At 60.9% G+C, this 23,156-nt stretch carries 23 protein-coding genes; 19 read left to right on the top strand and 4 right to left on the bottom strand.

The genetic code is table 11. The features are described from left to right. Positions 1–40: 40 nt before the first annotated feature. The 5 genes from C8E00_RS09925 (at position 41) to C8E00_RS09905 (ending at position 4,392) form a co-directional block, all read left to right on the top strand. Positions 41–907, top strand: a complete 867-nt coding sequence (locus C8E00_RS09925; protein WP_133697351.1) for a shikimate dehydrogenase family protein — start codon at positions 41–43, stop codon at positions 905–907. Further along, positions 904–1,335, top strand: a complete 432-nt coding sequence (gene aroQ / locus C8E00_RS09920) for a type II 3-dehydroquinate dehydratase (protein WP_133697350.1) — start codon at positions 904–906, stop codon at positions 1,333–1,335. The genes C8E00_RS09925 and aroQ overlap by 4 nt, the downstream gene beginning before the upstream one ends. 132 nt (positions 1,336–1,467) lie before the next feature. Continuing rightward, positions 1,468–2,481, top strand: coding sequence for a TRAP transporter substrate-binding protein (locus tag C8E00_RS09915; RefSeq protein WP_133697349.1), 1,014 nt, complete (start codon positions 1,468–1,470; stop codon positions 2,479–2,481). A gap of 135 nt (positions 2,482–2,616) precedes the next feature. Beyond that, entirely contained in the window at positions 2,617–3,120 is a 504-nt protein-coding gene (locus C8E00_RS09910) for a TRAP transporter small permease (RefSeq protein WP_166638296.1), read from the top strand. Further along, positions 3,121–4,392, top strand: coding sequence for a TRAP transporter large permease (locus C8E00_RS09905; protein WP_133697347.1), 1,272 nt, complete (start codon positions 3,121–3,123; stop codon positions 4,390–4,392). A 134-nt stretch (positions 4,393–4,526) separates the two neighbouring features. On the opposite strand, the gene C8E00_RS09900 is transcribed toward C8E00_RS09905, so the two are convergent. From C8E00_RS09900 to C8E00_RS09890, 3 genes are read right to left on the bottom strand one after another with little or no spacing between them, the layout of a single operon-like run. Then, a complete protein-coding gene (locus C8E00_RS09900; protein WP_133697346.1) occupies positions 4,527–5,474 on the bottom strand; it encodes an AEC family transporter in 948 nt (315 codons plus the stop codon). 36 nt (positions 5,475–5,510) lie between these two features. Further along, positions 5,511–6,293, bottom strand: a complete 783-nt coding sequence (locus tag C8E00_RS09895; protein WP_133697345.1) for an IclR family transcriptional regulator — start codon at positions 6,291–6,293, stop codon at positions 5,511–5,513. A gap of 42 nt (positions 6,294–6,335) precedes the next feature. Beyond that, the gene (locus C8E00_RS09890; RefSeq protein ID WP_133697344.1) at positions 6,336–7,127 is read right to left on the bottom strand and encodes an IclR family transcriptional regulator domain-containing protein; all 792 of its coding nucleotides are present in this window, start codon (positions 7,125–7,127) and stop codon (positions 6,336–6,338) included. A 129-nt stretch (positions 7,128–7,256) separates the two neighbouring features. On the opposite strand from C8E00_RS09890, the gene C8E00_RS09885 reads away from it, so the two are divergent. The 9 genes from C8E00_RS09885 (at position 7,257) to C8E00_RS09845 (ending at position 16,767) form a co-directional block, all read left to right on the top strand. After that, a complete protein-coding gene (locus C8E00_RS09885) occupies positions 7,257–8,597 on the top strand; it encodes a class-II fumarase/aspartase family protein (RefSeq protein WP_133697343.1) in 1,341 nt (446 codons plus the stop codon). Positions 8,598–8,751: 154 nt separating this feature from the next. After that, positions 8,752–9,573 carry a CoA transferase subunit A gene (locus C8E00_RS09880; protein WP_133697342.1) on the top strand — a complete coding sequence of 274 codons (822 nt, stop codon included), beginning with the start codon at positions 8,752–8,754 and terminating at the stop codon, positions 9,571–9,573. Further along, positions 9,570–10,346, top strand: coding sequence for a CoA-transferase subunit beta (locus tag C8E00_RS09875; RefSeq protein WP_133697341.1), 777 nt, complete (start codon positions 9,570–9,572; stop codon positions 10,344–10,346). The genes C8E00_RS09880 and C8E00_RS09875 overlap by 4 nt, the downstream gene beginning before the upstream one ends. A 10-nt stretch (positions 10,347–10,356) precedes the next feature. Further along, positions 10,357–11,562, top strand: coding sequence for a 3-oxoadipyl-CoA thiolase (gene pcaF / locus C8E00_RS09870; protein ID WP_133697340.1), 1,206 nt, complete (start codon positions 10,357–10,359; stop codon positions 11,560–11,562). Between the two features lie 10 nt (positions 11,563–11,572). Beyond that, positions 11,573–12,742: a bifunctional 3-oxoadipate enol-lactonase/4-carboxymuconolactone decarboxylase PcaDC gene (gene pcaDC / locus C8E00_RS09865; protein WP_133697339.1), complete on the top strand. Its 1,170-nt coding sequence runs from the start codon at positions 11,573–11,575 to the stop codon at positions 12,740–12,742. 93 nt (positions 12,743–12,835) lie between these two features. Then, entirely contained in the window at positions 12,836–13,858 is a 1,023-nt protein-coding gene (locus tag C8E00_RS09860) for a TRAP transporter substrate-binding protein (RefSeq protein ID WP_133697686.1), read from the top strand. A gap of 18 nt (positions 13,859–13,876) precedes the next feature. Next, positions 13,877–14,404: a TRAP transporter small permease gene (locus tag C8E00_RS09855; protein WP_133697338.1), complete on the top strand. Its 528-nt coding sequence runs from the start codon at positions 13,877–13,879 to the stop codon at positions 14,402–14,404. Continuing rightward, positions 14,394–15,680, top strand: a complete 1,287-nt coding sequence (locus C8E00_RS09850; RefSeq protein ID WP_133697337.1) for a TRAP transporter large permease — start codon at positions 14,394–14,396, stop codon at positions 15,678–15,680. The genes C8E00_RS09855 and C8E00_RS09850 overlap by 11 nt, the downstream gene beginning before the upstream one ends. 73 nt (positions 15,681–15,753) lie before the next feature. After that, on the top strand, positions 15,754–16,767 hold the full coding sequence (locus C8E00_RS09845; protein WP_133697336.1) for a TRAP transporter substrate-binding protein: 1,014 nt from the start codon (positions 15,754–15,756) through the stop codon (positions 16,765–16,767). 20 nt (positions 16,768–16,787) lie between these two features. Here C8E00_RS09845 and C8E00_RS09840 read toward each other — a convergent pair whose 3' ends face one another. Next, the gene (locus tag C8E00_RS09840) at positions 16,788–17,714 is read right to left on the bottom strand and encodes a LysR family transcriptional regulator (RefSeq protein WP_133697335.1); all 927 of its coding nucleotides are present in this window, start codon (positions 17,712–17,714) and stop codon (positions 16,788–16,790) included. 97 nt (positions 17,715–17,811) lie between these two features. Between C8E00_RS09840 and mdlC the strand changes: the two genes are divergently transcribed. From mdlC to pcaG, 5 genes are all read left to right on the top strand, one after another. Next, entirely contained in the window at positions 17,812–19,398 is a 1,587-nt protein-coding gene (gene mdlC, locus C8E00_RS09835; protein WP_133697334.1) for a benzoylformate decarboxylase, read from the top strand. 63 nt (positions 19,399–19,461) lie between these two features. Then, positions 19,462–20,484 (top strand): TRAP transporter substrate-binding protein, encoded by a 1,023-nt coding sequence (locus C8E00_RS09830; protein ID WP_133697333.1) that lies wholly within the window; start codon positions 19,462–19,464, stop codon positions 20,482–20,484. Between the two features lie 191 nt (positions 20,485–20,675). After that, complete coding sequence (gene pcaQ, locus C8E00_RS09825; RefSeq protein WP_133697332.1) at positions 20,676–21,602, top strand: pca operon transcription factor PcaQ; 927 nt, start codon at positions 20,676–20,678, stop codon at positions 21,600–21,602. A gap of 167 nt (positions 21,603–21,769) precedes the next feature. After that, positions 21,770–22,510, top strand: coding sequence for a protocatechuate 3,4-dioxygenase subunit beta (pcaH, locus tag C8E00_RS09820; protein WP_133697331.1), 741 nt, complete (start codon positions 21,770–21,772; stop codon positions 22,508–22,510). Positions 22,511–22,513: 3 nt separating this feature from the next. Beyond that, on the top strand, positions 22,514–23,146 hold the full coding sequence (pcaG, locus tag C8E00_RS09815) for a protocatechuate 3,4-dioxygenase subunit alpha (protein ID WP_133697330.1): 633 nt from the start codon (positions 22,514–22,516) through the stop codon (positions 23,144–23,146). Positions 23,147–23,156: the final 10 nt, after the last annotated feature.

The following is a 23,156-nucleotide window of genomic DNA, read 5'->3' as shown; positions in this document are numbered from 1 at the left end:
CGGTGCCTGACAGTGCCGAACTCACCAATGGAGCCAACGCATGAAACTGGGCCTCATCGGCAAGGACATCATGAACTCCAGCTCACCTGACCTTCACGTGCGGCTGGGGAAGCTGACGGGGATGGCGGTCAGCTACGATCTCTTCGATACCCACGAGCAGCCCATCGCATCCCTCGATAGCGAGGTCAGGCGGGTGATGACGCAGGGCTATCGCGGCGTCAATGTCACCTATCCCTATAAAGAAGAGGCGGTGAGTCTGGCGACGCAGGTCGGCGAGGGGGCAACGTTGGTGGGAGCGGCCAATACGCTGGTTTTTGGTGCTGGCGAGATCCAGGCCGAGAATACCGATTTCACCGGTTTCATCAGCGGCTACCGCGCTACCGTTGGCGCTCGCCGTCCCGGCCGTGTGTTGTTGATCGGCACCGGGGGAGTCGGCAAGGCAGTCGCCTTCGGCCTGGGCAAGCTGGGTGCCGAAGAAATCGTTCTCATGGACCTTGATGCCGGCAAGTCGCAGCGTCTTGCCAATGAACTCACCAGCGCCGGCTTCCCGGCGTCGACGATACCCCCCGAGGCCCTCGCCACGACCGCAGCACGTTGCGAGGGGCTGGTTAACTGCACGCCGATCGGTCACGAGAAGAGCCCGGGCTGTCCGCTGCCGACATCGTTGATCCGCGCCGATCAGTGGATCTTCGACGCCGTCTACGTACCCGCAGTGACCGAGCTCATTGCTGCGGCACACGCTGCAGGTGCTCAGGTGGTGAGCGGTGTCAGTCTGTTCGTTTTCCAGGGCGTAGATGCCTTCAAGTTCTTCTGCGAAGACGCCGACAAGCGCGCATTGGCCGATGAGCAAGCCGAGACGCTATTCGCTCACTACAAGCAGACCCTGCTGCAGGAGAAATGCGCATGAACGCACACAAGATCCTGGTGCTGCACGGCCCCAACCTCAACCTGCTGGGCACTCGCCAGCCGGAGATCTACGGGCACGAGACGCTCGACGACATCAACAACCGGCTCTACGAGAAGGCGGCGGTCAACGGCTGGGACATCGTCTGTCGTCAGAGCAATCATGAGGGCGAGCTGATCGACGCCATCCAGGAGGCGCGGATGAACGGCACCGACCTGATCGTCATCAATCCGGCGGCTTACAGCCACACCTCGGTGGCGATTCTCGATGCCCTGAACGCCTTCGAGGGGAAGGTCGTGGAGGTTCACCTGTCGAACATTCACAAGCGCGAGACGTTCCGCCATCATTCTTATGTCGCGATGCGCGCCGATGGCGTGATCGCCGGATTGGGCAGCCATGGTTACCTGGTGGCGCTCGATAGCCTGTCTTGAAGGCTTTCGTGCCCATGGTGTGCCTTCCGGACATGGCTCTCCGGGATGCTCAATGCTCACGGTTTTTGATAACCGAAGGACACCATCTTCGATGGTGATAAGTAACCACGCGACAACAAGAGAGAAGCAATCATGAAATCGATGAACTGGAAAACACTCCTCATAGGGGCCGCGCTGGGAATCGGGGTCTCTGCTTATGCGAATGCGGCTCAGACCATTCGCTTTGCCCATGTCGACCCGGCTGACTGGACGAGCTCCAAGAAAGGGGCCGCTGCCGAGATGTTCAAGGATGTGGTCGAGGCCCGAACCGACATGGATGTCAAGTTGTACCCGGCGGGGTCATTGGGCGATGAAGATGAACTCGTCCAGCAAGCAATGGATGGCACGACCCAGGTGGTGATGGTGTCCGGCGCGATGTCCAAGATCTGTCCGGCCGCCGGAGTGCTCTCCATTCCCTATATGTTCGATTCGGCGGTGACGGCCTGGCGCGTTCTCGATGGCCAGTTCGGGGATCAACTGGCACAGCACTGCCTCGAGCAGACAGGGCTGCGCACCCTTGGGTATGGCGAAACGGGCTTTCGTAACTTCACCAATGATGTGCGCCCGATCGAAACGCCGGCCGATATGAAGGGACTGAAGTTCAGGGTTCAGGACATTCCGCTTTACGTGAAGATGGTCGAAGCACTGGGCGGTGAGCCGACCCCCATCGCTTGGTCCGAACTACCCACCGCGCTGTCCACCGGTGTGGTCGATGGGCAGGAGAACCCGGTGGGTACGATCTATAACAACAACCTGTACGAGCTGCAGGATTACATGACGCTGGATCAGCATATCTACGGCACGGACTTCATTCTCATCAATGAGCGGTTTTACCAGTCGCTCTCCAAGGCCGATCAGAGAGTCCTCAAGAAAGCGGGCGTGATGGCCGGCTATATGGGGCGCTCCATTCAGCAGATGACCACCGCGAAAGGACTAAAGGCCGTCAAGGAAGCGGGTATGAACGTCTATAAACCGACGCCGGAAGAGATGGATAAGTTCCGCAAGGCGGCTCAACCGCCGGTCGTCGAATGGCTGAAGAAGGATCTTGGCGACGAATCCGTCTGGATCAAGAAACTCCAAAGTGCTGTCGATGAAGTCGAGCAGTAATATCCTACCGAGCCGCACCGTAAAAAATGGTGCGGCTTTATTGTCTGACGCTGGGGTTTAAAGCTCATGCACTTCCTATCCCATGTGTTACAGCGCTATGCGATGCGACTCTTCGCGATCGGAGCTGGCGTCTCGATGGCGCTGATCTTTCTGATCGTCTTCTGTAATGCTTTAAGCCGTTATCTTTTCGGTGACTCATTGGCCTGGGGTGGTCAAATACCGGTTTTTTTAGGCGTTTACGGTGTCATGTTCGGCATGGCAGTTGCTTATATTCAGGATCGTCACGTGCGCTTGGGTATCATTGTCGATTTCATCCCCGAGAAACCCAAACGCATGTTGTTCATGGTCGTGGATCTGTCGGTGGTTGTCATTGGCGTTCTGATGTCATGGTCCGGCTATTTGTTCATGACCAGCCGCGGAAGCATGCGCATTTCGGGAATGATTGACCTAGCCAACTCGCTTCAAGCGCTTACAGGCGTGAGTGCCTTAAAGAGTCTAGCGACGATGGCTCCTTACCAGTTCGCAATCGTCTTGGGGGGAGCAATGTTGGCCATAGCAGCGATTTTAAAATTCATCGAGCGTCTTGGTAAGGCACTCGGTAATGAGGGAAATTCAGCCCCGGCCAGGGAGGTATCCTGAATGATCTATCTCATCCTGGTAGTTGGACTGGCTATCGGGCTTCCCATTGCCTTCTCCATCGTGGCTGCCTTGTTCTATTTCATGGCCACGGCGGGTTTCCCCTATAGCATTCAAAGCGTCGCCACGCAGATGTTCTCCGGCATAAGCGCTTACGCACTATTGGCCATTCCTCTCTTCATTCTCGCGGGTGAGTTGATGAACGAGAGTGGTATCACCGTCCGCATCATTGCGTTCTCCAAGGTGTTGGTGGGACGTGTGCGCGGTGGGCTGGCGCATGTGAATATCTGGGCATCGGTGATCTTCGCCGGCCTCTCCGGTTCTGCGGTCGCCGACACGTCGGCTCTGGGGCGTGTCTTCATTCCTGAAATGGAGAAGGAGGGGTATCCACGTGACTTCGCGGCGGCCCTGACCGCTGCTTCTTCGGTCATCGGACCGATCATTCCTCCGAGTATCCCGGTGATTATCTATGCGCTGATCGTGAGTGGGGCGTCGGTACCGGCATTATTCATTGCCGGTATTGTTCCAGGCTTTCTATTGGCTGTTTTTCTTTCCGGTTATGTGATGATCTTTGCCGGAAAATACGAGAAAAAATCGGTGGCCATGCCCAAAAAGGAAAAACTGACCACCCTGATCGATGGCATCATCCCATTGTTGATGCCTGTGTTCGTGGTGGGGTCGATTCTGTTGGGGGTCGTGACGCCCACCGAGGCGGCTGCCTTCGCCGTAGCCTATGCCTTGTTCGTGGGGATGGTGATTTTTCGCAACATTCGCTGGCGAGATCTACCGAACATATTCTCGCGGACCATGGTCGATAGTGCGGTCATCATGATCATCATCGCGGCGGTGAGTGCGGCCAATTGGCTTCTGACCTACAACCGCATTCCTAATATGCTCACCGATTTGGCGCTGACGTATATCAATACACAGTGGACGTTCTTGCTGGCCGTGATCGTGCTGTTTCTGATCGTGGGGCTTTTTCTGGAGGGCATCGCGGCAATGCTCGTATTGGTGCCGATCCTTTATCCCATTGCGACCAGCCTCGGGGTGGATCCAACCCATTTCGGTATCATCGTTATCTTCAACCTGATGATTGGCCTGATCACGCCGCCCATGGGGCTATGCTTGTTCGTTGCCGACTCGATTGCCAAGGTCGGGCTTGGGCGCTTGTCGATGCGGGTGTTGCCGCTGTTCCTGGTCGAGTTACTGGTGTTGTTGATCATCACCTTCGTGCCGGTCACGGTCACAGGACTGCCGAGGTTGCTGGGTTATTGATTGTCGATATCAGTCGGTATTATTGAGCCAACGGCGGGTACTTTTCGGAGTATCCGCTTTTTTGTTTCTCGGATGCGTCGTCTCGTGAGCAAGCCCATGTCGGCCTGGGGGCGTTTCAGCGAGGGGGATCGGTCTCAAGACAGTGCCGATGGATAGGTCTCGAGCAGCCACAAAAGAGCGCTGATGGTGATGAATGATAGCAGAGTGGCGAGCATCAGCGAGGCGGTACACAACGCGTCTTGGCCGTAGCGCTGGCCGAGAATGGGGTAGACGCTGAGCATCGGGGCGCTGGCGAGAATGACGGCGGCGGTGGCCAGTGTCGGATCGATGGGAGGAAGCCACCAGAGCATCAGGAGTATCAGCAATGGGTGCAAGACCAACTTGCCGAGCACGACCTGAGAGACGTCGCCTAGCATGCCGCCAATGCGTAGTCCGTACAAGGTGCCGCCGATCACGAACAGCGCAGTCGGTGCGGAGGCCGAGGCGAGCATGTCGATGGCCTTGAAAAGAGGCGCCGGGAGTGTAATGCCGCTGAGCGCGGTGAGAATACCGGCGAGGATGCCGAGGAGGATCGGGTTGCGGGTCAGGCGTGCCACGGTCTTGCGCAGGGTGGTCAGGAAGGAAGCGCCACGTTGACGGCCCGCCTCGGCGATGGCCAGGGCGATAGGGATCATCAGCAGGTTCTCGACCATCATGTTCAACGCCAGCGCGATCACTGCGCTTGAACCCACGACCATGGCGGCGATGGGGTAGCCGATGAAGCCGCTGTTGGATGTCGACATACCCAGCGCGAGGATCCCGCTCTCACCGATCGTTTTGCCACGATAGCGGGCGAATAGCCAGGCGCCGAGAAACAAGGTGGCTGAGCCACTACCATATGCGATGAGGTAGATCGGGTTTAGAACCTCGTCCAATGGTCGTTGCACCAGTGCACGAAAGATCAATGCGGGGAGCGCGAAATTGATCACGAAACCGCCCAGCCCACGTACCTGCTCCTTGCTGAACAGGCGCAGCATCACGGCCAGGTAGCCGATGCCGATCAGGAGAAAGATGGGCGTGGTGATGGCGAGAATATCAAGCATGTCGATTAGCGGCTTGGGGTAATGCCCATGAGAGGTTCACTCCGAGAACAGTTGCGACGCCTGACTGCAGTGCGAGAGTTCCTCGACGGCTTGCAGCAGCTTGGGAGCCAGTTCGTGCATGCGCGCTTCGGTCAGTCGAACACTCGGCCCGGCGACGCTGATGACACCGATGGTGTGCCCCTGGATGGGATGACGGATCACGGCGCCGAAGGCCGACGTTCCCAGCGCCGAGCTATCGATGCAGCACGTATAGCCGCGTTCCCGGGCGAGGTCCAGGCATTCGAGCAGTTCGGCGTCGGTGCGTGGGGCGTTGGGTCCGAAGTGCTCGGGATCGTGCCCGCCCTGCCGGTCGAGCAGCGCCAAGGCTGCCGGATTGTCCAGGCTGGCGAGCCAGGCCTGGCCCGAGGCGGTATAGCGCAAGGGGGCTTCGCGTCCCATGTCCGGGTCGTAGCGTAGCCCGGTGTGCGTACCCTGGGCCTTGGCGATCCAGGTTTGGCGATCGCCTTCGATCACGCCCAGGCGCACCAATTCGCCGGTCTCGGCCGCCAGCCGGTCGAGAATCGGTTGCAGCACATCACTGGCACCGGTGCTGCCCAGGTAACGAAATCCCAACGCGATCAGCCGCGTCGACAGCCGGTAGTGGCCGGTGCGGGCCTCCTGTCGGACGTATCCCAGCCGCATCAGCTCGTTACAGATCCGATGCGCGGCACTCTTGGGAATCTCCAGGTGCGCGGCCAAGTGCTGCAGGGGAATGCCCTCGGGCTCACTCGAGAGCGTCTCGAGTACGCGCAGCGTGCGTTCGATCAGGCTGCCAGCCATCTATCCTTCCTTAACGTCGAAGGTTGCAATGCACTAGGAACGTTAACTGACCTGATGCGCGATCTGTTGTGCTTTCTCACGAAGTAGCGGCAAGAAGCGCTCGGTCAGCATTGTCATGTCGATGCGCGCGGCGTTGGTGCTCACGTTGATGGCGCCGAGCAGCTTGCCGTGAGCGTCGAAGGCAGGCACCGCGAGCGAGCGCAGGCCGGAGTCGAGTTCCTGATCGACGATGCAATAACCTTGCTCGCGAACCTGGCGCAGGCAATCACGGAGCTCTTCCTTGTCAGTAATGGTGCGCTCGGTGTGCTGCTCGAGGGTGAGCGTATCAAGCAGCGCCTCGAGTTCGTCGCTGGGTAATTGCGCCAGCAGCACACGCCCCATGGAGGTCGCTACCGCCGGCAGGCGGGTACCGACCGCCAATGTGATCACCATCAGTCGGTGCGGCGCCGCCGAGCGGCATACGTATGTCACCTCGCTGCCATCGAGCACCCCCAGTGACGAGGACTCGCCGGTCTGGTGCGTGATGTCTTCGAGATGCTGCTGAATGACCGTTCGATAATTATTGGCCGACAGAAACGCATACCCGAGCTGCAGCGTCTTGGGCGCCAGTTCGAAATGCCGATGTTGCTTGCGCACATACCCCAGGGCATTGAGCGTCAGCAAAAAGCGCCGGGCACGGGCACGATTCATGCCGGTCTTGGCGGCAACTTCGCTGAGCGTCATGCGCGGGTTGGCATGATCGAAGGCGAGTATGACGTCCAGACCGCTGGCCAGCGCGGTCACGAAATCGCGATCGTCCGGTCTGAGAGGTTCGTCGTTGATCTGTAGGGTCATCGATTTGGCGCCATCTTGTCTCTGATCATTGTGTTGCTCGGTCATCTGGCTGACTCTAGCATAGAGTTCGAACTGCGAACACATGTCCGCCATTGCGATATTGGTGGCAAGCGACGAAGGAGAAATCCATTGTACGAGCAGCTTTTACGCCATCCGTTCACGAGTGCCTCCGGCCGCGAACAGTGCCAGGCTCTGGACTTGGTCGTGGCGATGCGTGACGTGGAACTGGCACTGGCCGCCGAGCAAGAGCACCTGGGGATGCTGCCCGAGGGCACTGCCGAGGCGCTCGGTGAATATCTGACGCCTGAGGTCTTCGATGTCGAGGCACTGGCGGACGACACCGCCAAGGGCGGTAATGCGGCGATTCCCTTCGTCAAGCAGGCCAAGGCGGCCCTTCCCGCTACATTGAAGCCGCATTTCCATCGTGGGGCAACCAGCCAGGATATCGTCGACAGTGCCTTGATGCTCATGCTCAAGCCGCGGCTGACACGCTGCCGGCGTCTGCTGACGGCGTCCATCGACGATGGCCGGTCATTGATGGTGACGCATCGGGATACGGCGATGGTCGGGCGCACGCTGATGCAGCAGGCGTTGCCCCTCACCTTCGGCGCCAAGGTCGGGCAATGGGCGTGGGGGCTACACCAGGCGGGTGAACGCTTGGACGATGTGTTGGCCGGTGGGCTCTACGTGCAGTTCGGAGGCGCCGTGGGCGTGCATTCAGGCCTGGATGACGCGGGTGTCGCGATCATGACCGGCATGGCGAGTCGTCTCGGACTTGCCGAGCCGTGGCTGCCTTGGCATACCGACCGCCAGCCGATTCATGCACTCGGAAGTGCGATGGATGCCGTGGCCGTGGCTGCCGAAAAGGTTGCCCTGGATATCGCCTTGCTCACCCAGACCGAGGTCGGTGAACTGGCGGAACCGGCTGAAGCCGGGGTCGGTGAATCGTCGTCGATGCCGCACAAGCGCAATCCGGTGGGCTGCGCACGTATCCGTGCGGCGGCACGCCAGATCCATGCGACGTTGAACGTGCTGTCCAATGCCGGTGCGCAACCACTCGAACGTGGCTTGGGTGAATGGCATGCCGAGTGGGCACCGCTGATGGATGCGGTGTTGCTGCTCGAGGGGGCTCTCGAAACCCTGCACCATCTACTGGGCGGACTCGAGGTCCACGCTCACGTGATGGCGCGTAACTTGGACGTGACGGGCGGTGCGATCATGGCCGAACCCGCCGCGCGTGTGCTGCAGAGCATTCTAGCCAACGATGATGCGCGTCGCGTTGCGCGCGAGGCATCGGAAAACGCGCGCCGCGATGGGGTGGCCTATGCCGATGCCTTGCTGGACCACGAGGACGTCGTGGGGAGCGGTATCGATGCCGAGGCACTGCGTCAGGCGGTGCGCCCTGAATCATACATTGGTAGTAGCCGCTGTCTGGTCGAGCGCGTTCTCGAGCGGCTAAATTTTTCATAAGTATTTGTTTAAATTAATTTTATCAAGGGTTTCAAGATTCACCGACGGCGACGATATGAATCTTCGCGAGGTTTGACGAGACCTGCTTTCGTGATTATTTTGTTCGTATCACAAACCAGTGTTCACTAAGCGAACAAGTTGCGAGGCAATCCGCATGGCCGAATTTCTTAGCCTGCATGACGCCGTGGCGCGCTATGTCGAAGATGGCGCCACCGTGGCCATGGAAGGCTTCACCCACCTGATTCCCTTCGCCGCCGGGCATGAAGTCATTCGCCAGCGCAAGCGCGACCTGACGCTGATCCGCATGACGCCGGACCTGGTCTACGACCAATTGATCGGCGCCGGTTGCGCCAGGAAGTTGATCTTCTCGTGGGGAGGGAATCCCGGCGTGGGGTCGCTGCATCGCTTGCGAGACGCGGTGGAAAAAGGCTGGCCGCACAAGGTGGAGATTTTCGAGCATAGCCACGCGGCCATGGCCTGTGCCTTCGAGGCCGGTGCGGCGGGCCTGCCGCTGGCGGTGCTGCGCGGTTACGTGGGCAGCGAGCTGCCCAGCGTCAACGACCAGATCAAGTTCATCGAGTGCCCGTTCACCGGCGAGCGCCTCGCGGCGGTGCCTTCGGTGCGCCCGGACGTGTCCCTGGTGCATGCGCAGAAGGCGGATCGCAAGGGCAATGTCCTGGTGGAGGGCATCATCGGCGTACAGAAGGAAGCGATCCTCGCCGCGGGCAAGAGCATCGTCACCGTCGAGGAAGTGGTCGACGACCTTGGAGCCAGCCCCAACGCCTGCGTGATTCCGGGGTGGGCGATCGACGCCATCGCCGTAGCCGAGAAGGGCGCCTATCCCTCCTACGCTCACGGCTACTATCCACGTGATAACCGCTTCTACAAGGAGTGGGACGCCATCGCCCGCGATCGCGACACCTTCCAGACATGGCTCGACGAGAACGTTCACAACGCAGGAGGTCAGGCCCAATGAGTAACGAATACACCTCCTCGGAAATGATGACCGTGACGGCGGCGAAAGCGCTGGAGAACGGCATGACGTGTTTCGTGGGCATCGGTTTGCCGTCCGAGGCCGCCAATCTGGCGCGTTTGACGCATGCACCTGACGTGGTGCTGATCTACGAGTCCGGCACGCTGCAGACCAAGCCGGACGTGCTGCCGCTTTCCATCGGCGACGGCGAACTTTGCGAGTCGGCGCTGACCACCGTGTCGGTGCCGGAAATGTTCCGCTACTGGTTGCAGGGCGGCAAGATCGATGTGGGCTTTCTGGGCACCGCGCAGATCGACCGCTACTGCAACCTCAACACTACGCTGATCGGCGATTATCAATCGCCCAAGGTGCGCTTGCCCGGCGGCGGCGGGGCACCGGAGATCGCGACCTGTGCCGGCGAGATCTTCATCACGCTCAAGCATTCCAAGCGGACCTTCGTCAACGACGTGGATTTCATCACCACCCTCGGTTTCGGCCGCGATGGCAGGGCGCGTGACGGCGTGCCCAATATCGGCCGTGGCCCGACCCGGGTGATCTCCGATTTGTGCGTGATGAAGCCCGATCCCGAGACGAAAGAACTCGTCGTGGTGTCGCTGCACCCCGGTGTCACGCGTGACGACGTGATCGAAGCCACCGGCTGGGAGGTTCGTTTCGCCGAGCAGCTCGAGACGACACCGACCCCCGATGCGCGCGAGCTGGAAGTGCTGCGCGATCTCAAGGCGCGTACTGAACGTAAACACGCCGGTGAGGCGTGAGGAGAATTCGATGAGCGATGTTTGGCTGTGTCATCCCACGCGTTCCGCCGTGGGACGCTTCGGTGGCGTGCTGGCCGGTGTTCGTCCCGATGACCTGGCGGCCACGATCTTCCGCGCCGTGCTGGCGCAGGCCCCGGATCTCGATCCGGCGGCCATCGATGAAGTGATCATGGGCTGTGCCAACCAGGCCGGCGAGGACAACCGTAACGTCGCGCGCATGTCGGCGCTGCTGGCCGGGCTGCCGACCAGCGTGCCCGGCACCACGATGAATCGCCTGTGCGGCTCGGGCATGGATGCCGTGGGCACGGCGTTTCGCGCCATCAAGGCGGGCGAGTTCGAGCTGGCGCTGGCCGGCGGCGTGGAGTCCATGTCGCGCGCCCCGTTCGTGATGGGCAAGGCCGAGACGGCTTTCTCGCGCAGCCAGGCGATCGAGGACACGACCATTGGGTGGCGGTTCGTCAACCCGCTGATGAAGAACCACTACGGTGTCGAGTCGATGCCCGAGACCGCCGAGAACGTGGCCGAGCAGTTCCACGTGTCCCGCGAGGATCAGGATGCCTTCGCCGTGCGCTCGCAGCAGAAGACCGAGCGCGCCCAGCAGTCCGGGCGCCTGGCGCAGGAGATCACGCCGGTCGAGGTGCCGCGTCGCAAACAGGAGCCCTTGATCGTCGAGCAGGACGAGCATCCGCGCGCCGGGACCACGCTGGAAAAGCTGGCCAAGTTGCCGACGCCGTTTCGTGAAGGCGGCAGCGTGACGGCCGGCAATGCATCGGGCGTCAACGATGGGGCGGCGGCGATGCTGGTCGCCAGCGACGCCGCCGTCGCGCGCCACGGCCTCACTCCGATGGCGCGGATCCTGGGCATGGCCACCGCCGGCGTCGAGCCGCGCATCATGGGCATGGGCCCGGTGCCGGCGACGCGCAAGCTGCTCGACCGCCTGGGGATCGGCATCGATGAGGTCGACATCATCGAACTCAACGAAGCCTTCGCCGCCCAGGGCCTGGCGTGCCTGCGCGAGCTGGGTGTGGCCGATGATGACCCACGCGTCAATCCCAATGGCGGCGCGATCGCGCTGGGACATCCGCTGGGCATGTCCGGGGCACGCTTGCTGTTGACCGCAGCGCACGAGCTACATGCACAGAACAAGCGTTACGCCCTGTGCACCATGTGTGTCGGTGTGGGCCAGGGCGTGGCCACGTTGATCGAACGCGTTTGAGGAGACAGGCATGGCTTTCTTGACGGTGGCGGAACGCACGATCGCCTATCGCGATAGCGGTGAAGCCGCGCTGCCGGCGGTGCTGTTGGCACACCCGCTGGGCATGAGTCAGGACGTTTGGGAAGGCGTGGTCGCGGCCCTGCGCGGTCGCTTTCGCTGCGTGACCTGGGATCTGCCCGGTCATGGCGCGAGCAGCGGGTTGTCGGCGGCGGTCAATCCCCGCGCGCTGGCCGAAGACGCCCTGGCCCTGGCCGATGCGCTGGGCCTGGCGCGCTTTCATTTCGTGGGCACCTCGATCGGTGGCGTGGTCGGCCAGCAGTTGCTGGTTCAGTGCCCCGAGCGGCTTGCCAACGTGGTGCTGACCAATACCGGCGCGGTGATCGGATCGCCGGACAACTGGCATACGCGGGCCGCGCGCGTGCGTCAGGAAGGTCTGGCCGCCATGGCCGACGAGATCGTGCCACGCTGGTTTTCCGAAGCATTCGCGCAAGGCGATGCGGCGACCTATACGGGCTGGAAGGTCCAGCTCATGCGCACCGATGGCGAGTCTTACGCACGGCTGTGCGAGATGCTGGCCGACACCGACTTTACCGGCAAGCTGAGTGATGTCACTGAGCCCGTGCGTCTACTAGGAGGGCGCGAGGATCTCTCCACGCCGCCCGATACCCTGAAAACGCTGGCGTCTCAGTTCGGCGATGCGCGCCTCGAGGTGCTCGAAAACATCGCCCACGTGCCCAGCGTGGAAGTGCCTGAGGCGATCGCCAAGCGACTACGTGCCTGGCTGGGTGATGAGCACGTCAACGAAAACGGTGTGAGCTATGTCGCCGGGCTGGAAACGCGCAAGCAGGTACTCGGCGATGAGCACGTGGCGCGTGCCAGCGAAAATGCCACGACCCTCGATGCGCCCTTTCAGAACATGATCACGCGCATGGCCTGGGGCGAGTTGTGGGGCAACGATGACTTGAGCCGCACCGAGCGCAGCATGATCACGCTGGCGGTGCTGGCGGCGCTGGGCCGCGACGGGGAACTGGAACTCCATCTTAAAACGGCGCAGCGCATCGGCCTGAGCGAGGCGCAGCTGCGTCAGGCGCTGATGCATGTCGCGATCTATGCCGGTGTGCCGGCGGCAAACCACGCCTTTGCGATGGCCAAGAAGCTGGGCTGGGGCAACCCCCTATAACGAACGCCTGGCCCGGGCTGGCCTTCCTCGGAAGGCGCTGAAACCGAGAGATCCTTGCTGGATCTCTTTGAGATAACAAGAGGAATCAACGCCATGAAACGCACGCTCACTTGCATGCTCACCCTCTCCCTGACGGCGGCTGCCGTCTCTACCGCTCAGGCGGAAACCACGCTGCGCATGTCGCATTTCTGGCCGGGCGCTTCATCGATCAATGAGCAGGTGTTCGAGGCTTGGGCGAACCAGGTGGAAAAGGACTCCAATGGATCGTTGCAGGTCGAGAACTATCCCTCGCAGACCTTGAGTCAGGCCGATGAAACCTATGATGCGACCGTCAACGGCATCGCCGACATTGGCATCACGGCGCAAGGCTATACCAATGGCCGCTTTCCACTGAGCCAGATCGTTGAATTGCCGGGGGTGGCCTCCTCGGCACCGGAAGGCGCCTGCGTGCTGCAAACGCTCTATAACGATGGGAAGATCGATCAAGAGTATAAAGATTCACACGTACTCTTCATGTTTACCACGGGGCCAGGCTATATCCACACCCGTGAAACGGATGTCCAGAAGCCATCCGACCTTGAAGGTCTGCGGATACGTCGTCCCACGGCGGTGGCGGGCAATATCCTCAAGAACATGGGGGCCGAGCCGGTGGGCATGCCGGCACCGGAAATCTACACCTCCATGCAGCGTGGCGTAATCGATGGCTTGAGCTTCCCCTGGGAGGGAATGAAGACGTTCCGCCTCAACGAACTCACCAATTACCACACACAAGTCCCCTTCTATACGCTGATCTTCGTGGCCACGATGAATCAGAATGCCTATGAAAGCCTGACGCCCGAGCAACAGCAGGCCATCGATGAAAATTCCGGAATGAAGTGGGCGAAAAAAGCCGGCGAGGTTTTTGCCGCCGATGACAAGGCCGGCAAACAGCAGGCCAAGGAAGCCGGGCATACCATCCGCGTAGTAGAAAATCCGCTGCAAGAGTCGGCATGGGAAAAGCCACTCAAGGCCGGTATCGATCAATATCTCAGTGGACTCGAAGCACGTGGTCTGGAACAGGCGCGTGATGTCTACTATGCCGCCCTTGAAGCAAGCAAGGCATGCTCAGCCAAATAAGGCCTAGGAGAGAACGGTATGCAGCAAGGGCTCATGCGTCTCAGCCATTGGCTGGGCGCCCTGTGCAAGGTCATTGGCGGTGTCTCGCTATTGGCCTTGCTGATGGTGACGATTGTCGATGTAGGGCTGCGTTTCTTGAGTGACCTGACCAGCGGTGCGGTATCCCTCAGCGTAGCCGGAAGCGTGGAGTTGGTAAGCTACCTGCTGCTGTTCTCCTTGCTCGCGGCCATGGCCGCGAGCGTCGAGAAAAGTCAGGTGGTGGTTGAAGTACTAACTCATCGTTTAAATGACTCACTCAAGACACGTATACATGGCTTTTATCTCGTCGGCTTCGCCGTGATGGGGCTCATTCTCTGTACGGGGTTGATCGATTCCGGAAGGGGAGCGCTAGAGCATGGCGAAGTGACGCAAGACCTGCGTATTTCCATGGGGCCCATTTATTTCTTTGCCGCTTTCCTGAGTGCGTTACTCAGCTTGCGCAGTTTGCTGCATGTCGTGCTGAGCGGTGTTTTCGGCCAAGAGGAGGAGACCGCTCATGGGGAGTGAAATGATAGGCGGTATCGGCCTGGCCATGCTGCTGGTGTTGATGATGCTGCGTGTGCCGGTGGCGCTTTCGATGCTGATCGTCGGCGTCGTGGGATTCGCTCAAATCATCAACCTGGGCGCCGCCTTGTCGATGGTCAAGTCCGTGCCGGTGGAAGTGCTGTCCAACTACAGCTTCAGCGCGGTTCCCATGTTCGTCCTCATGGGGGTGCTGGCCGCCCATTCGGGAATGGCAGGTAAGCTTTTCAACTCGACCCGCGTTATCTGTGGAGGGTGGAAAGGCGGGCTGGCCATCGCGGCGGTCGGGTCGTGCGGGATTTTTTCGGCGATTTCGGGCTCCTCGCTGGCTACCGCGAGCACCATGACCCGTGTCGCGCTCCCGGAGATGGAGCGTTACGGTTACAACCGTGGCCTGGCGACCGGGGCGCTGGCTGCCGGGGGCACGCTGGGCATCATGATACCGCCGAGCATTGCGCTGCTGATCTATGCCATTCTCACCGAGCAGTCGGTAGGCGACATGTTCATGGCGGGCATTATCCCCGGTCTGATGGGGCTGTTGTTCTATTCATTGGCGATCACGGTGGTGATGCGCCTCAAGCCGTCGCTGGCCGTGGCCGGCGAGCCCACTAGCTGGGGCGAGAAGGCCAAGTCTCTGGCTGGACTGATACCCTTCTTTGGCGTCTTTCTGCTGCTCATCCTTGGGATCTACTTCGGTGCCTTCACGCCTACCGAGGGGGCGAGCGTCGGCGCCTTCGCCACCCTTTTGTACGCCCTGGCCAAGGGGATGCGTGCCCGGGGAGTATGGCAGTCGGTTCAGGAAACCTTGGCCTTGTCGGCGGTAGTGTTTTTCATGCTGGTAGGGGCCGAGACGCTGGGCTATTTCATCTCGGTGTCGCGCATTTCCTTCACCATCAGCGACTTTTTGTTCGGCCTCGATCTCGCCCCGATCGTCGTACTGTTGTGCATCCTGCTGCTGTACTTCGTGCTCGGCATGTTCATGGACTCCATCGCGATGCTGGTGATTACCGTCCCGGTGGTATTTCCGATCATTCAGAGTCTGGGTATCGATCCGGTGTGGTTCGGCATCGTCACGGTACTGACCGTCGAGCTGGGCTTGATCACCCCTCCGGTCGGAATGAACGTCTTCGTCATCAAGGCCATGGCGCCCCACGTGGGGTTGGGCGAGATCTTCAAGGGAGTGGCGCCCTTTATCGCCGCCGATTTCGTGCGCCTGGCGCTATTGATCGCATTTCCCGTGCTCAGTCTATTTCTTATTTGATTCCAGGAGTGGATGCCGCTAGCTGCATGGAAGGATATAAACGACAGCAATAAATCATCATGAGGTACCAACAATGAAAACAATCTATTACGCCGCCGGCTTGACCCTTGGATTGGCCGTGTTGCCTGGCCTGGCACAGGCGGAAACCCTGCGCTTGGCGCATGTCTGGCCGGGGGGCTCCAAGATCGACAAGGAAATCTTCCAGGCCTGGGCCGATAGCGTGGAAGAGGCCTCGGACGGCCGCCTTGACGTGCAGGTGTTCCCCGGTCAGACCCTCGCCAAGTCCGACGCCACCTATGAAGCCGTGGTCAACGGGATCGCCGATATCGGTGCCACAGCGCAGGGCTACAATTCGGGGCGCTTTCCGCTGACGCAGGTCGTCGAGGTGCCGGGTGTTTCCAACAGCAGTCGCCAAGGGTCGTGTGTGCTGCAAAAGCTGTATCAGCAAGGCAACCTCGACCAAGAATACGCGGATACGCATGTGCTGTTCATGTTCACGACCGGGCCGGGTTATCTGCACGCCAAGGACAAGTTGCTCGCCAAGCCGAGTGACCTCGAAGGCATGCGCCTGCGGCGCCCGACATCCTTGGTGGGCGACATGATGGCGGATCTTGGCGCCGAACCCGTCGGCATGCCTGCGCCGGATATCTACACCGCCTTGCAACGCGGCGTGATGGATGGCTTGAGCATCAACTGGGAGGGCGCCAAGACATTCCGTGTCAATGAGCTTGTCAATTATCATACCGAGGTGCCGCTGTACGACCTGTCGTTGATAGCGACGATGAACAAGGATACTTACCAGCGTCTTCCGCCCGACCTCCAGGAAGTCATCGATAACCACAGCGGCATGAAATGGTCGATGAAAGCGGCCAGCGTCTATGATGAATTGATCAAGGCGGGACGTCAGGAGGCCGTCGCAGCAGGTGACAAGATCATCACCGTCGAGAACCCCCTCGAAGATGAAGACTGGGGACCGGTACTCAAGGACACGGTCAACCGTTATATTAACGATTTGCAGGAGAAAGGGCTGCCAGGTGCACAGACTTATGACACTGTCATGACCCTCAAGGCGTCGTGCGACACGTGAGTGTAGCCCAGCAGGGGCCGTCAGATCTCGCCTGACGGACCCTGCGTATCATGCTCAGGGGCGATGGCTTCGATGAGCGTTTGGCGGAACCACTCTTGCGCTGATGAGTCATCGGCATGGCGTGGCCAGTAGAGAGCTACCTCGACATTTGGTACATCGAAAGGTAGCTCACATATCTGCAGTGCCGCTTCCCGAGTAAAGATTCGTGCGATCTGCTCCGGAAGTATCGTTAGCAGCTCTGAATTCTCAAGAATGCGAGGCAACGCCGAAAAGTGAGGTACCACGACGCTGACTTTGCGACTGATATCATGTTTTTTCAATACATCTTCGGCAAGGCCGTGTCCCGATGAGGGCGACACGACGATATGATGTTCATGCGTAAAAGTATTCATGTCGAGCGTCTTTTCGATACGAGGATGCTGCGCGTTTAACAGGCAAACGTAGCGTTCCTCGAGGATGACCCTCTTGCCCAGGCTGGGGGTCATTATATCTCGGCTGCACACGACGGCATCGACACTTTTGTTGTCGAACCATGCGTTTATCTTTTCTATCTCCAGTGGCACGACTTCAAGTTCCACATAGGGTGCTAATGTCTGTATGCGCTGAAGAATGACAGGCAGCAGTGTCGTTTCCCCCAAATCAGTCAAGGCTAGCCGAAAACGCCGCTGCGAGTGGCGAGGATCGAAATGCTGATGGTCGCCGATCGTATGCTCGATCTGCGTCAAGGCATGTCGAAAAGATGCGTAGAGTTGTGTGGCACAGAAGGTAGGCGCCATACCATCGCGCGTTCTGGAAAAAAGAGGATCGTCGAAAAGTTCGCGCAAGCGGGAGAGAGAATAACTGACCGATGGTTGCGTCACATTGAGCTTATGGGCGGCGAGCGTGACACTGCCTGACTCATAAAGTGTCACGAATGTCCGTATGAGATTGAGGTCGATAGGGCGCATCCGAATAAGTCCTGTTTATTTTGTTTAGAAAGAATAATGATTTGAGTGGTGTTGGCAAGAAAACTATCGTTCAAGAACACGATGCTTTGAGGTGGTTATGCCAACCGTTCATTCTGCAACTTATGACTTATTGCGCCGCCGGGGAATGACAACCGTTTTCGGAAATCCCGGCTCCAATGAGCTGCCTTTCCTCAAGAATTTTCCTGGCGATTTTCGTTATATTCTCGGTCTTCACGAGGGCGTGGTCGTGGGCATGGCGGATGGCTTCGCATTGGCCAGCGGCGCGCCGGCGCTGGTCAACCTGCATGCCGCCGCCGGCTCCGGCAATGCCATGGGCGCGCTGACCAACGCCTGGTATTCGCATTCCCCCCTGGTGCTGACCGCAGGACAGCAGGCCCGCTCGATGATCGGCGTGGAGTCGATGCTGGCCAATGTCGATGCGCCGCAGTTACCACGCCCGCTGGTCAAGTGGAGTTATGAGCCGTCGTGTCCGGAGGACGTGCCTCGCGCCTTGAGCCAGGCGATCCATACGGCCAATTTGCCAGCGCGTGGGCCGGTCTACGTGTCGATTCCGCATGATGATTGGGGGCATGAGGTGAGCGAGGAAACCGCGTTGCTCAGTGAGCGTGAGGTGACGAGTGCGGCGCTGCCCTCTGACGCGCAACTCAGAACCTTGGCGGAGCGCTTGAACGCGGCTCGCCATCCGGTGCTGGTGTTGGGACCGGATGTCGACGCTTACGGCGCCAATGGCCTGGCGGTGGCCCTGGCCGAGCGCCTGAACGCGCCGGCCTGGGTGGCACCATCGGCCTCGCGCTGCCCCTTCCCGACGCGTCATGCGTGCTTTCGTGGCGTCCTGCCGGCGGCGATCCAGGGGATTTCGGACCGGCTCGCGGGACATGATCTTATCGTCGTCATCGGCGCGCCGGTGTTCCGCTATCATCAATACGCGCCGGGGCGTTACCTGCCCGAGGGCGCCAAACTGATTCATATTACCTGCGACATGCAGGAGGCGGCGCGGGCCCCCATGGGCGATGCCCTGGTGGGTGACATCTACGCCATGCTGGACCAACTGGTGCCGCATGTCCGGCAAAGCGGTCGGGCGCGTCCCGAACCGCAAGCTGCCCCCGAGCCGCAGGTCGACCCCGAGGGGATGCTGACGCCGGAGACGGTATTCGACGTCATGAACGCGGTGGCGCCGGAGGACGCGATCTACGTCAAGGAATCCACCTCGACGGTCACGGCGTTCTGGGAGCGGGTGGAGATGCGCCACCCGGGCAGTTACTTCTTTCCCGCCGCCGGCGGCCTGGGCTTCGGCTTGCCGGCCGCCGTCGGCGTGCAGCTGGCCTGCCCCGAACGCCGGGTGATCGGGGTGATCGGCGATGGCTCGGCGAATTACGCCATCACCGCGCTGTGGAGCGCCGCGCAATATCGCATTCCGGTGGTCTTCGTGATCTTGAAGAACGGCACTTACGGTGCCTTGCGCTGGTTCTCCCGCCTGCTGAATGCCGAGGATGCCCCTGGTCTCGACGTCCCCGGGCTCGACTTCTGTGCCCTGGCCAAGGGCTATGGTGTCGAGGCCGTGGCCGTGTCGGCCCGCCACGACTTCGAGGCGGCACTGCAAGCGGCCCTTGCCGATGATCGCCCCCGTGTGATCGAAGTGTCGACGACGACCATCGAACCCTGAGGGCCGGAACGTTCGACGCACGCCATGTCAGTGAATATCCAACAATGATAACGAGGTATCACCATGAAACACGCCATCTCCTGCTGTCTTCTCGGGATCGGCCTCACCGCTGCGGCGAGCGGGACCTACGCCGAGACCACACTGCGCCTGGGTCACCTGTGGCCGGCGCAGTCCGCCGTCAATAAGGATCTCATCGAGGCCTGGGCGAATCAGGTCGAGGAAGATGCCGGAGGAGCGCTCGACGTAGAGATCTATCCCTCGCAGACGCTTAGCAATGCGAGCAGCGCCTATGAGAGCGTGGTCAACGGCATCGCCGATATCACCGTCACGCTGCAAGGCTATACGGCGGGACGCTTCCCACTTTCCGAGATCGTGCAGTTGCCGGGAGTCTCGGCGAGTGCACCGCAAGGCGCCTGCATCCTGCAGTCGCTTTACGAGGAAGGGGCGTTGGGGGGCGAATACGCCGACTCGCATCCGCTGTTCTTTTTCACCACCGGGCCGGCGCCTTTGCATACGCGCGACACCGACGTGCAAACGCCGGCGGATCTCGAGGGCCTGCGCATCCGCACCCCCAGCGAAGTCTCCAGCGACATGCTGGAAAGCATGGGCGCCGATCCGATCGGCATGCCGGCACCGGACATTTATACCTCGCTGCAGCGTGGCGTAATCGATGGCCTGAGCTTGCCCTGGGAAGCCATGAAGGTGTTCCAGGTCAATGAGTTGGTCAACCATCACCTGGATATTCCCTACTACACGGGCGCCCTGATGGCGATCATGAATCGCGACGCTTACGAGGCGCTATCGCCGAAGGCACGCGAAGCCATCGATGCCAACAGCGGCATGGACTGGGCAGAGCGAGCGGGCGAGGTCTTCTATCGGCTCGATCGCGAGGGCAAGGCGCAGGCGCGCGAGCAGGGCGACACGATCCATAGTGTCGAGGATCCCCTGAACGATCCGCAGTGGTCGGGCCCCTTGAAACGTGGCACCGAGCGTTACCTCGAGCGGCTGGAAGAGCGGGGCATCGACAACGCCCGGGCAGTCTACGAACAGGCGCTGGCCTTGCGTGACGGCAAGTGCGCGTTGTGATGAGACCATGCTCGCGTGACGTGACGCCGCTGTGTTCCTCGGCCATGAGTTGATGGCGATAAGCCTTGCCGCCATGGCTGCCACCAAGCGCCTGCTGGTATCCTCATCTCACTGATGCTGACCTTGGCAAGGGCGAGCGAGCGTGGCTCACATGCGTCGCGCCCCTGCCCGTGATTCGTGAGGACACCGCGATGCTGAGCGCTCGCGTCAAGCTGCGCCATCTCATGGCGTTTCAGGAAGTTGCGCGTCTGCAGAGCCTGGCCAAGGCCGCGCAGGCGCTTTCCATTACCCAGCCGGCGATGTCCAAGACGATTCGCGAGTTGGAAGAGATCCTCGAGACGACGCTTTTCGAGCGCAGCCCGCATGGCGCTACCTTGACCACTGCCGGTTTGACCCTGCTGCGTCACGCCGGCCCGGCGCTGCGCAGTCTGGGCGAGGGCTTCCAGGCGGTGCGCGACGCCGCCCAGCAGGAAGCGGTGGTGCGCCTGGGTGCCTTGTCGACTGTCGAAGAGGGCCTGCTGCCTCGGGCGCTGCATCGCCTGCATGCCCAGGCACCGCAATGGCGCGTTCAGGTGGTGACGGGGCCCAGTGCGTACCTGCTCTCCCGCCTGCGGATGGGGGAACTGGATGCGGTGGCCGGACGCATGAGCGAGGCCCGCGAAATTCGTGGCCTGCAGTTCGAGCACCTGTATTACGAGCCGCTGGTGCTGGTGGTGCGCGGCGGGCATCCGCTGTTGGCGCACGGCACGCTGGAAGGCGAAGCGTTGACCGCCAATGCGTGGATCGTGCCGCCGACCTCGACCACCCTGCGCGATCAGGTCGAGCGCTTCTGGGTCGAACAAGGTGCGGGGCCGCCGCGTATCGCACTGGAAACCCTGTCGCTCTCGTTGAGTCGCCGGTATGCCCTGGCCAGTGACGCGCTGTGGGTCGCGCCTCTCGATGCGGTACGCGAGGATCTCCGCGATGGCCGTCTGGCCTGTCTACCCGTGCATCTGGAATCGCGGGGCGGCTCCGTGGGGGTGTGCACCAATATCGCCCTGCCGCGCAACCCCGGCGTCGACGCCCTGAGCGCGTGTCTGCGCGAGGTCGTCGCCGAGGTGGGGACCCCTGCGCTTTGATGGCGGCGAAGGCTTGTTCCTTGGTCGTATAGACCTTTGGCCGATATAGCCAGGAGGTTATGGGGGCGGGCAGCCATTTCAATTGGCAGCCGGGGCCCAGCGCGGACAATGCGGCATGTCATCGCGGCGTTCGCGGGCGCCGCGGTTCTTTCGCTCAGGAGATTCGCATGCCTCTCAACGATAACAAGCGCTTCGTCGAGCGCGACCGTAACTGGCATCCCCCGGCCTATGCGCCAGGCTACAAGACGACGGTGGCGCGCTCCCCCAGCCAGGCCTACGTCAGTCTGCAGACGCCGAGTGTCTCGGAGCTCGCCGGCCCGGATTTCACGCGCCTGCGCATGGGCCCGCACGACAACGACCTGCTGCTCAACTTCCGTGCCGACAACGAAGCCCAGGCCGGTCTGCCCATCGGCGAGCGGGTCATCGTGTTCGGACGTGTCGTCGATCAGTTCGGCAAGCCGGTACCCAACACCCTGGTGGAAATGTGGCAGGCCAACGCCGGTGGGCGTTATCGCCACAAGAAAGACGGCTACCTGGCACCGCTCGATCCCAATTTCGGCGGCGTGGGCCGCTGCTTGAGCGACGACGAGGGCTGGTATCGTTTCCGCACCATCAAGCCCGGCCCGTATCCCTGGCCCAATAACATCAATAGCTGGCGCCCGGCGCACATCCACGTCTCGGTGATGGGGCCGTCGATTTCCACGCGACTGATCACGCAGATGTATTTCGAGGGTGATCCACTGATTCCGCTGTGTCCCATCGTGCACACTCTGCGCGATCCCGAGGCTGTCGAGACCATGACCGGGCGTCTCGACATGGCGCGTAGCCGCTCGATGGATTGCCTGGCCTACCGCTTCGACCTGGTCGTTCGCGGTGAACTGCAAACCTATTTCGAGAACCAGGGGTAAATCATGCAACAGCCGAATTCACAGCCTAGCGCCGCGCTCATGCTGCGCGAAACCGCGTCGCAGACGGCCGGTCCCTACGTGCACATCGGCCTGGCTCTGGATATCGCCGGCTTGCCCCCGCGCGAGGAAGAGATCTGGAACCGCCTCGCCTCGCCGCAGGCCGACGGTGAAGCCATTGAACTCGTGGGGCGCGTCATCGACGGCAACGGTGACTTGGTGCGCGATGCCCTGCTGGAAGCCTGGCAGGCCGATGCGCATGGCAACTATCAGTGCGAATTCGATCTGCAGGCGGCGTTCAACAGTTTCGGACGTACCGCGACGACGGCGGAGAGCGATGGCGAGTGGTGCTTTCACACCATCAAGCCGGGCCAGGTCGCGCGTCGCGACGGGCGCCTGATGGCGCCGCACGTCACCCTCGCCGTGTTCGCCCGGGGGATCAATATTCAGTTGCACACGCGGCTTTACTTCGAGGATGAAGCCGAGGCCAACGCGGCTTGCCCGGTGCTCAACGCGGTGGAATCCCCGGCGCGCCGTCAGACCTTGATCGCCAAGCGCGAAGAGAGCGAAGGCAAGGTGCGCTATCGCTTCGATATCCGGCTGCAAGGCGAGGGCGAGACGGTGTTCTTCGACTTCTAAGGGCGCGACG

The organism is Chromohalobacter marismortui (assembly GCF_004364315.1).
In the GTDB taxonomy this organism is placed as follows: domain Bacteria; phylum Pseudomonadota; class Gammaproteobacteria; order Pseudomonadales; family Halomonadaceae; genus Chromohalobacter; species Chromohalobacter marismortui.
The sequence above is the reverse complement of the archived record's forward strand: the minus strand, read 5'-3'. Positions and strand labels throughout refer to the sequence as shown.

Excerpts from the sequence above, each read along its gene's own strand:
- C8E00_RS09925 (WP_133697351.1), top strand. The coding sequence starts at position 41 with ATGAAACTGGGCCTCATCGGCAAGGACATCATGAACTCCAGCTCACCT.
- aroQ (WP_133697350.1), top strand. The coding sequence starts at position 904 with ATGAACGCACACAAGATCCTGGTGCTGCACGGCCCCAACCTCAACCTG.
- C8E00_RS09915 (WP_133697349.1), top strand. The coding sequence starts at position 1,468 with ATGAAATCGATGAACTGGAAAACACTCCTCATAGGGGCCGCGCTGGGA.
- C8E00_RS09910 (WP_166638296.1), top strand. The coding sequence starts at position 2,617 with ATGGCGCTGATCTTTCTGATCGTCTTCTGTAATGCTTTAAGCCGTTAT.
- C8E00_RS09905 (WP_133697347.1), top strand. The coding sequence starts at position 3,121 with ATGATCTATCTCATCCTGGTAGTTGGACTGGCTATCGGGCTTCCCATT.
- C8E00_RS09900 (WP_133697346.1), bottom strand. The coding sequence starts at position 5,474 with ATGCTTGATATTCTCGCCATCACCACGCCCATCTTTCTCCTGATCGGC.
- C8E00_RS09895 (WP_133697345.1), bottom strand. The coding sequence starts at position 6,293 with ATGGCTGGCAGCCTGATCGAACGCACGCTGCGCGTACTCGAGACGCTC.
- C8E00_RS09890 (WP_133697344.1), bottom strand. The coding sequence starts at position 7,127 with ATGACCCTACAGATCAACGACGAACCTCTCAGACCGGACGATCGCGAT.
- C8E00_RS09880 (WP_133697342.1), top strand. The coding sequence starts at position 8,752 with ATGGCCGAATTTCTTAGCCTGCATGACGCCGTGGCGCGCTATGTCGAA.
- C8E00_RS09875 (WP_133697341.1), top strand. The coding sequence starts at position 9,570 with ATGAGTAACGAATACACCTCCTCGGAAATGATGACCGTGACGGCGGCG.
- pcaF (WP_133697340.1), top strand. The coding sequence starts at position 10,357 with ATGAGCGATGTTTGGCTGTGTCATCCCACGCGTTCCGCCGTGGGACGC.
- pcaDC (WP_133697339.1), top strand. The coding sequence starts at position 11,573 with ATGGCTTTCTTGACGGTGGCGGAACGCACGATCGCCTATCGCGATAGC.
- C8E00_RS09860 (WP_133697686.1), top strand. The coding sequence starts at position 12,836 with ATGAAACGCACGCTCACTTGCATGCTCACCCTCTCCCTGACGGCGGCT.
- C8E00_RS09855 (WP_133697338.1), top strand. The coding sequence starts at position 13,877 with ATGCAGCAAGGGCTCATGCGTCTCAGCCATTGGCTGGGCGCCCTGTGC.
- C8E00_RS09850 (WP_133697337.1), top strand. The coding sequence starts at position 14,394 with ATGGGGAGTGAAATGATAGGCGGTATCGGCCTGGCCATGCTGCTGGTG.
- C8E00_RS09845 (WP_133697336.1), top strand. The coding sequence starts at position 15,754 with ATGAAAACAATCTATTACGCCGCCGGCTTGACCCTTGGATTGGCCGTG.
- C8E00_RS09840 (WP_133697335.1), bottom strand. The coding sequence starts at position 17,714 with ATGCGCCCTATCGACCTCAATCTCATACGGACATTCGTGACACTTTAT.
- mdlC (WP_133697334.1), top strand. The coding sequence starts at position 17,812 with ATGCCAACCGTTCATTCTGCAACTTATGACTTATTGCGCCGCCGGGGA.
- C8E00_RS09830 (WP_133697333.1), top strand. The coding sequence starts at position 19,462 with ATGAAACACGCCATCTCCTGCTGTCTTCTCGGGATCGGCCTCACCGCT.
- pcaQ (WP_133697332.1), top strand. The coding sequence starts at position 20,676 with ATGCTGAGCGCTCGCGTCAAGCTGCGCCATCTCATGGCGTTTCAGGAA.
- pcaH (WP_133697331.1), top strand. The coding sequence starts at position 21,770 with ATGCCTCTCAACGATAACAAGCGCTTCGTCGAGCGCGACCGTAACTGG.
- pcaG (WP_133697330.1), top strand. The coding sequence starts at position 22,514 with ATGCAACAGCCGAATTCACAGCCTAGCGCCGCGCTCATGCTGCGCGAA.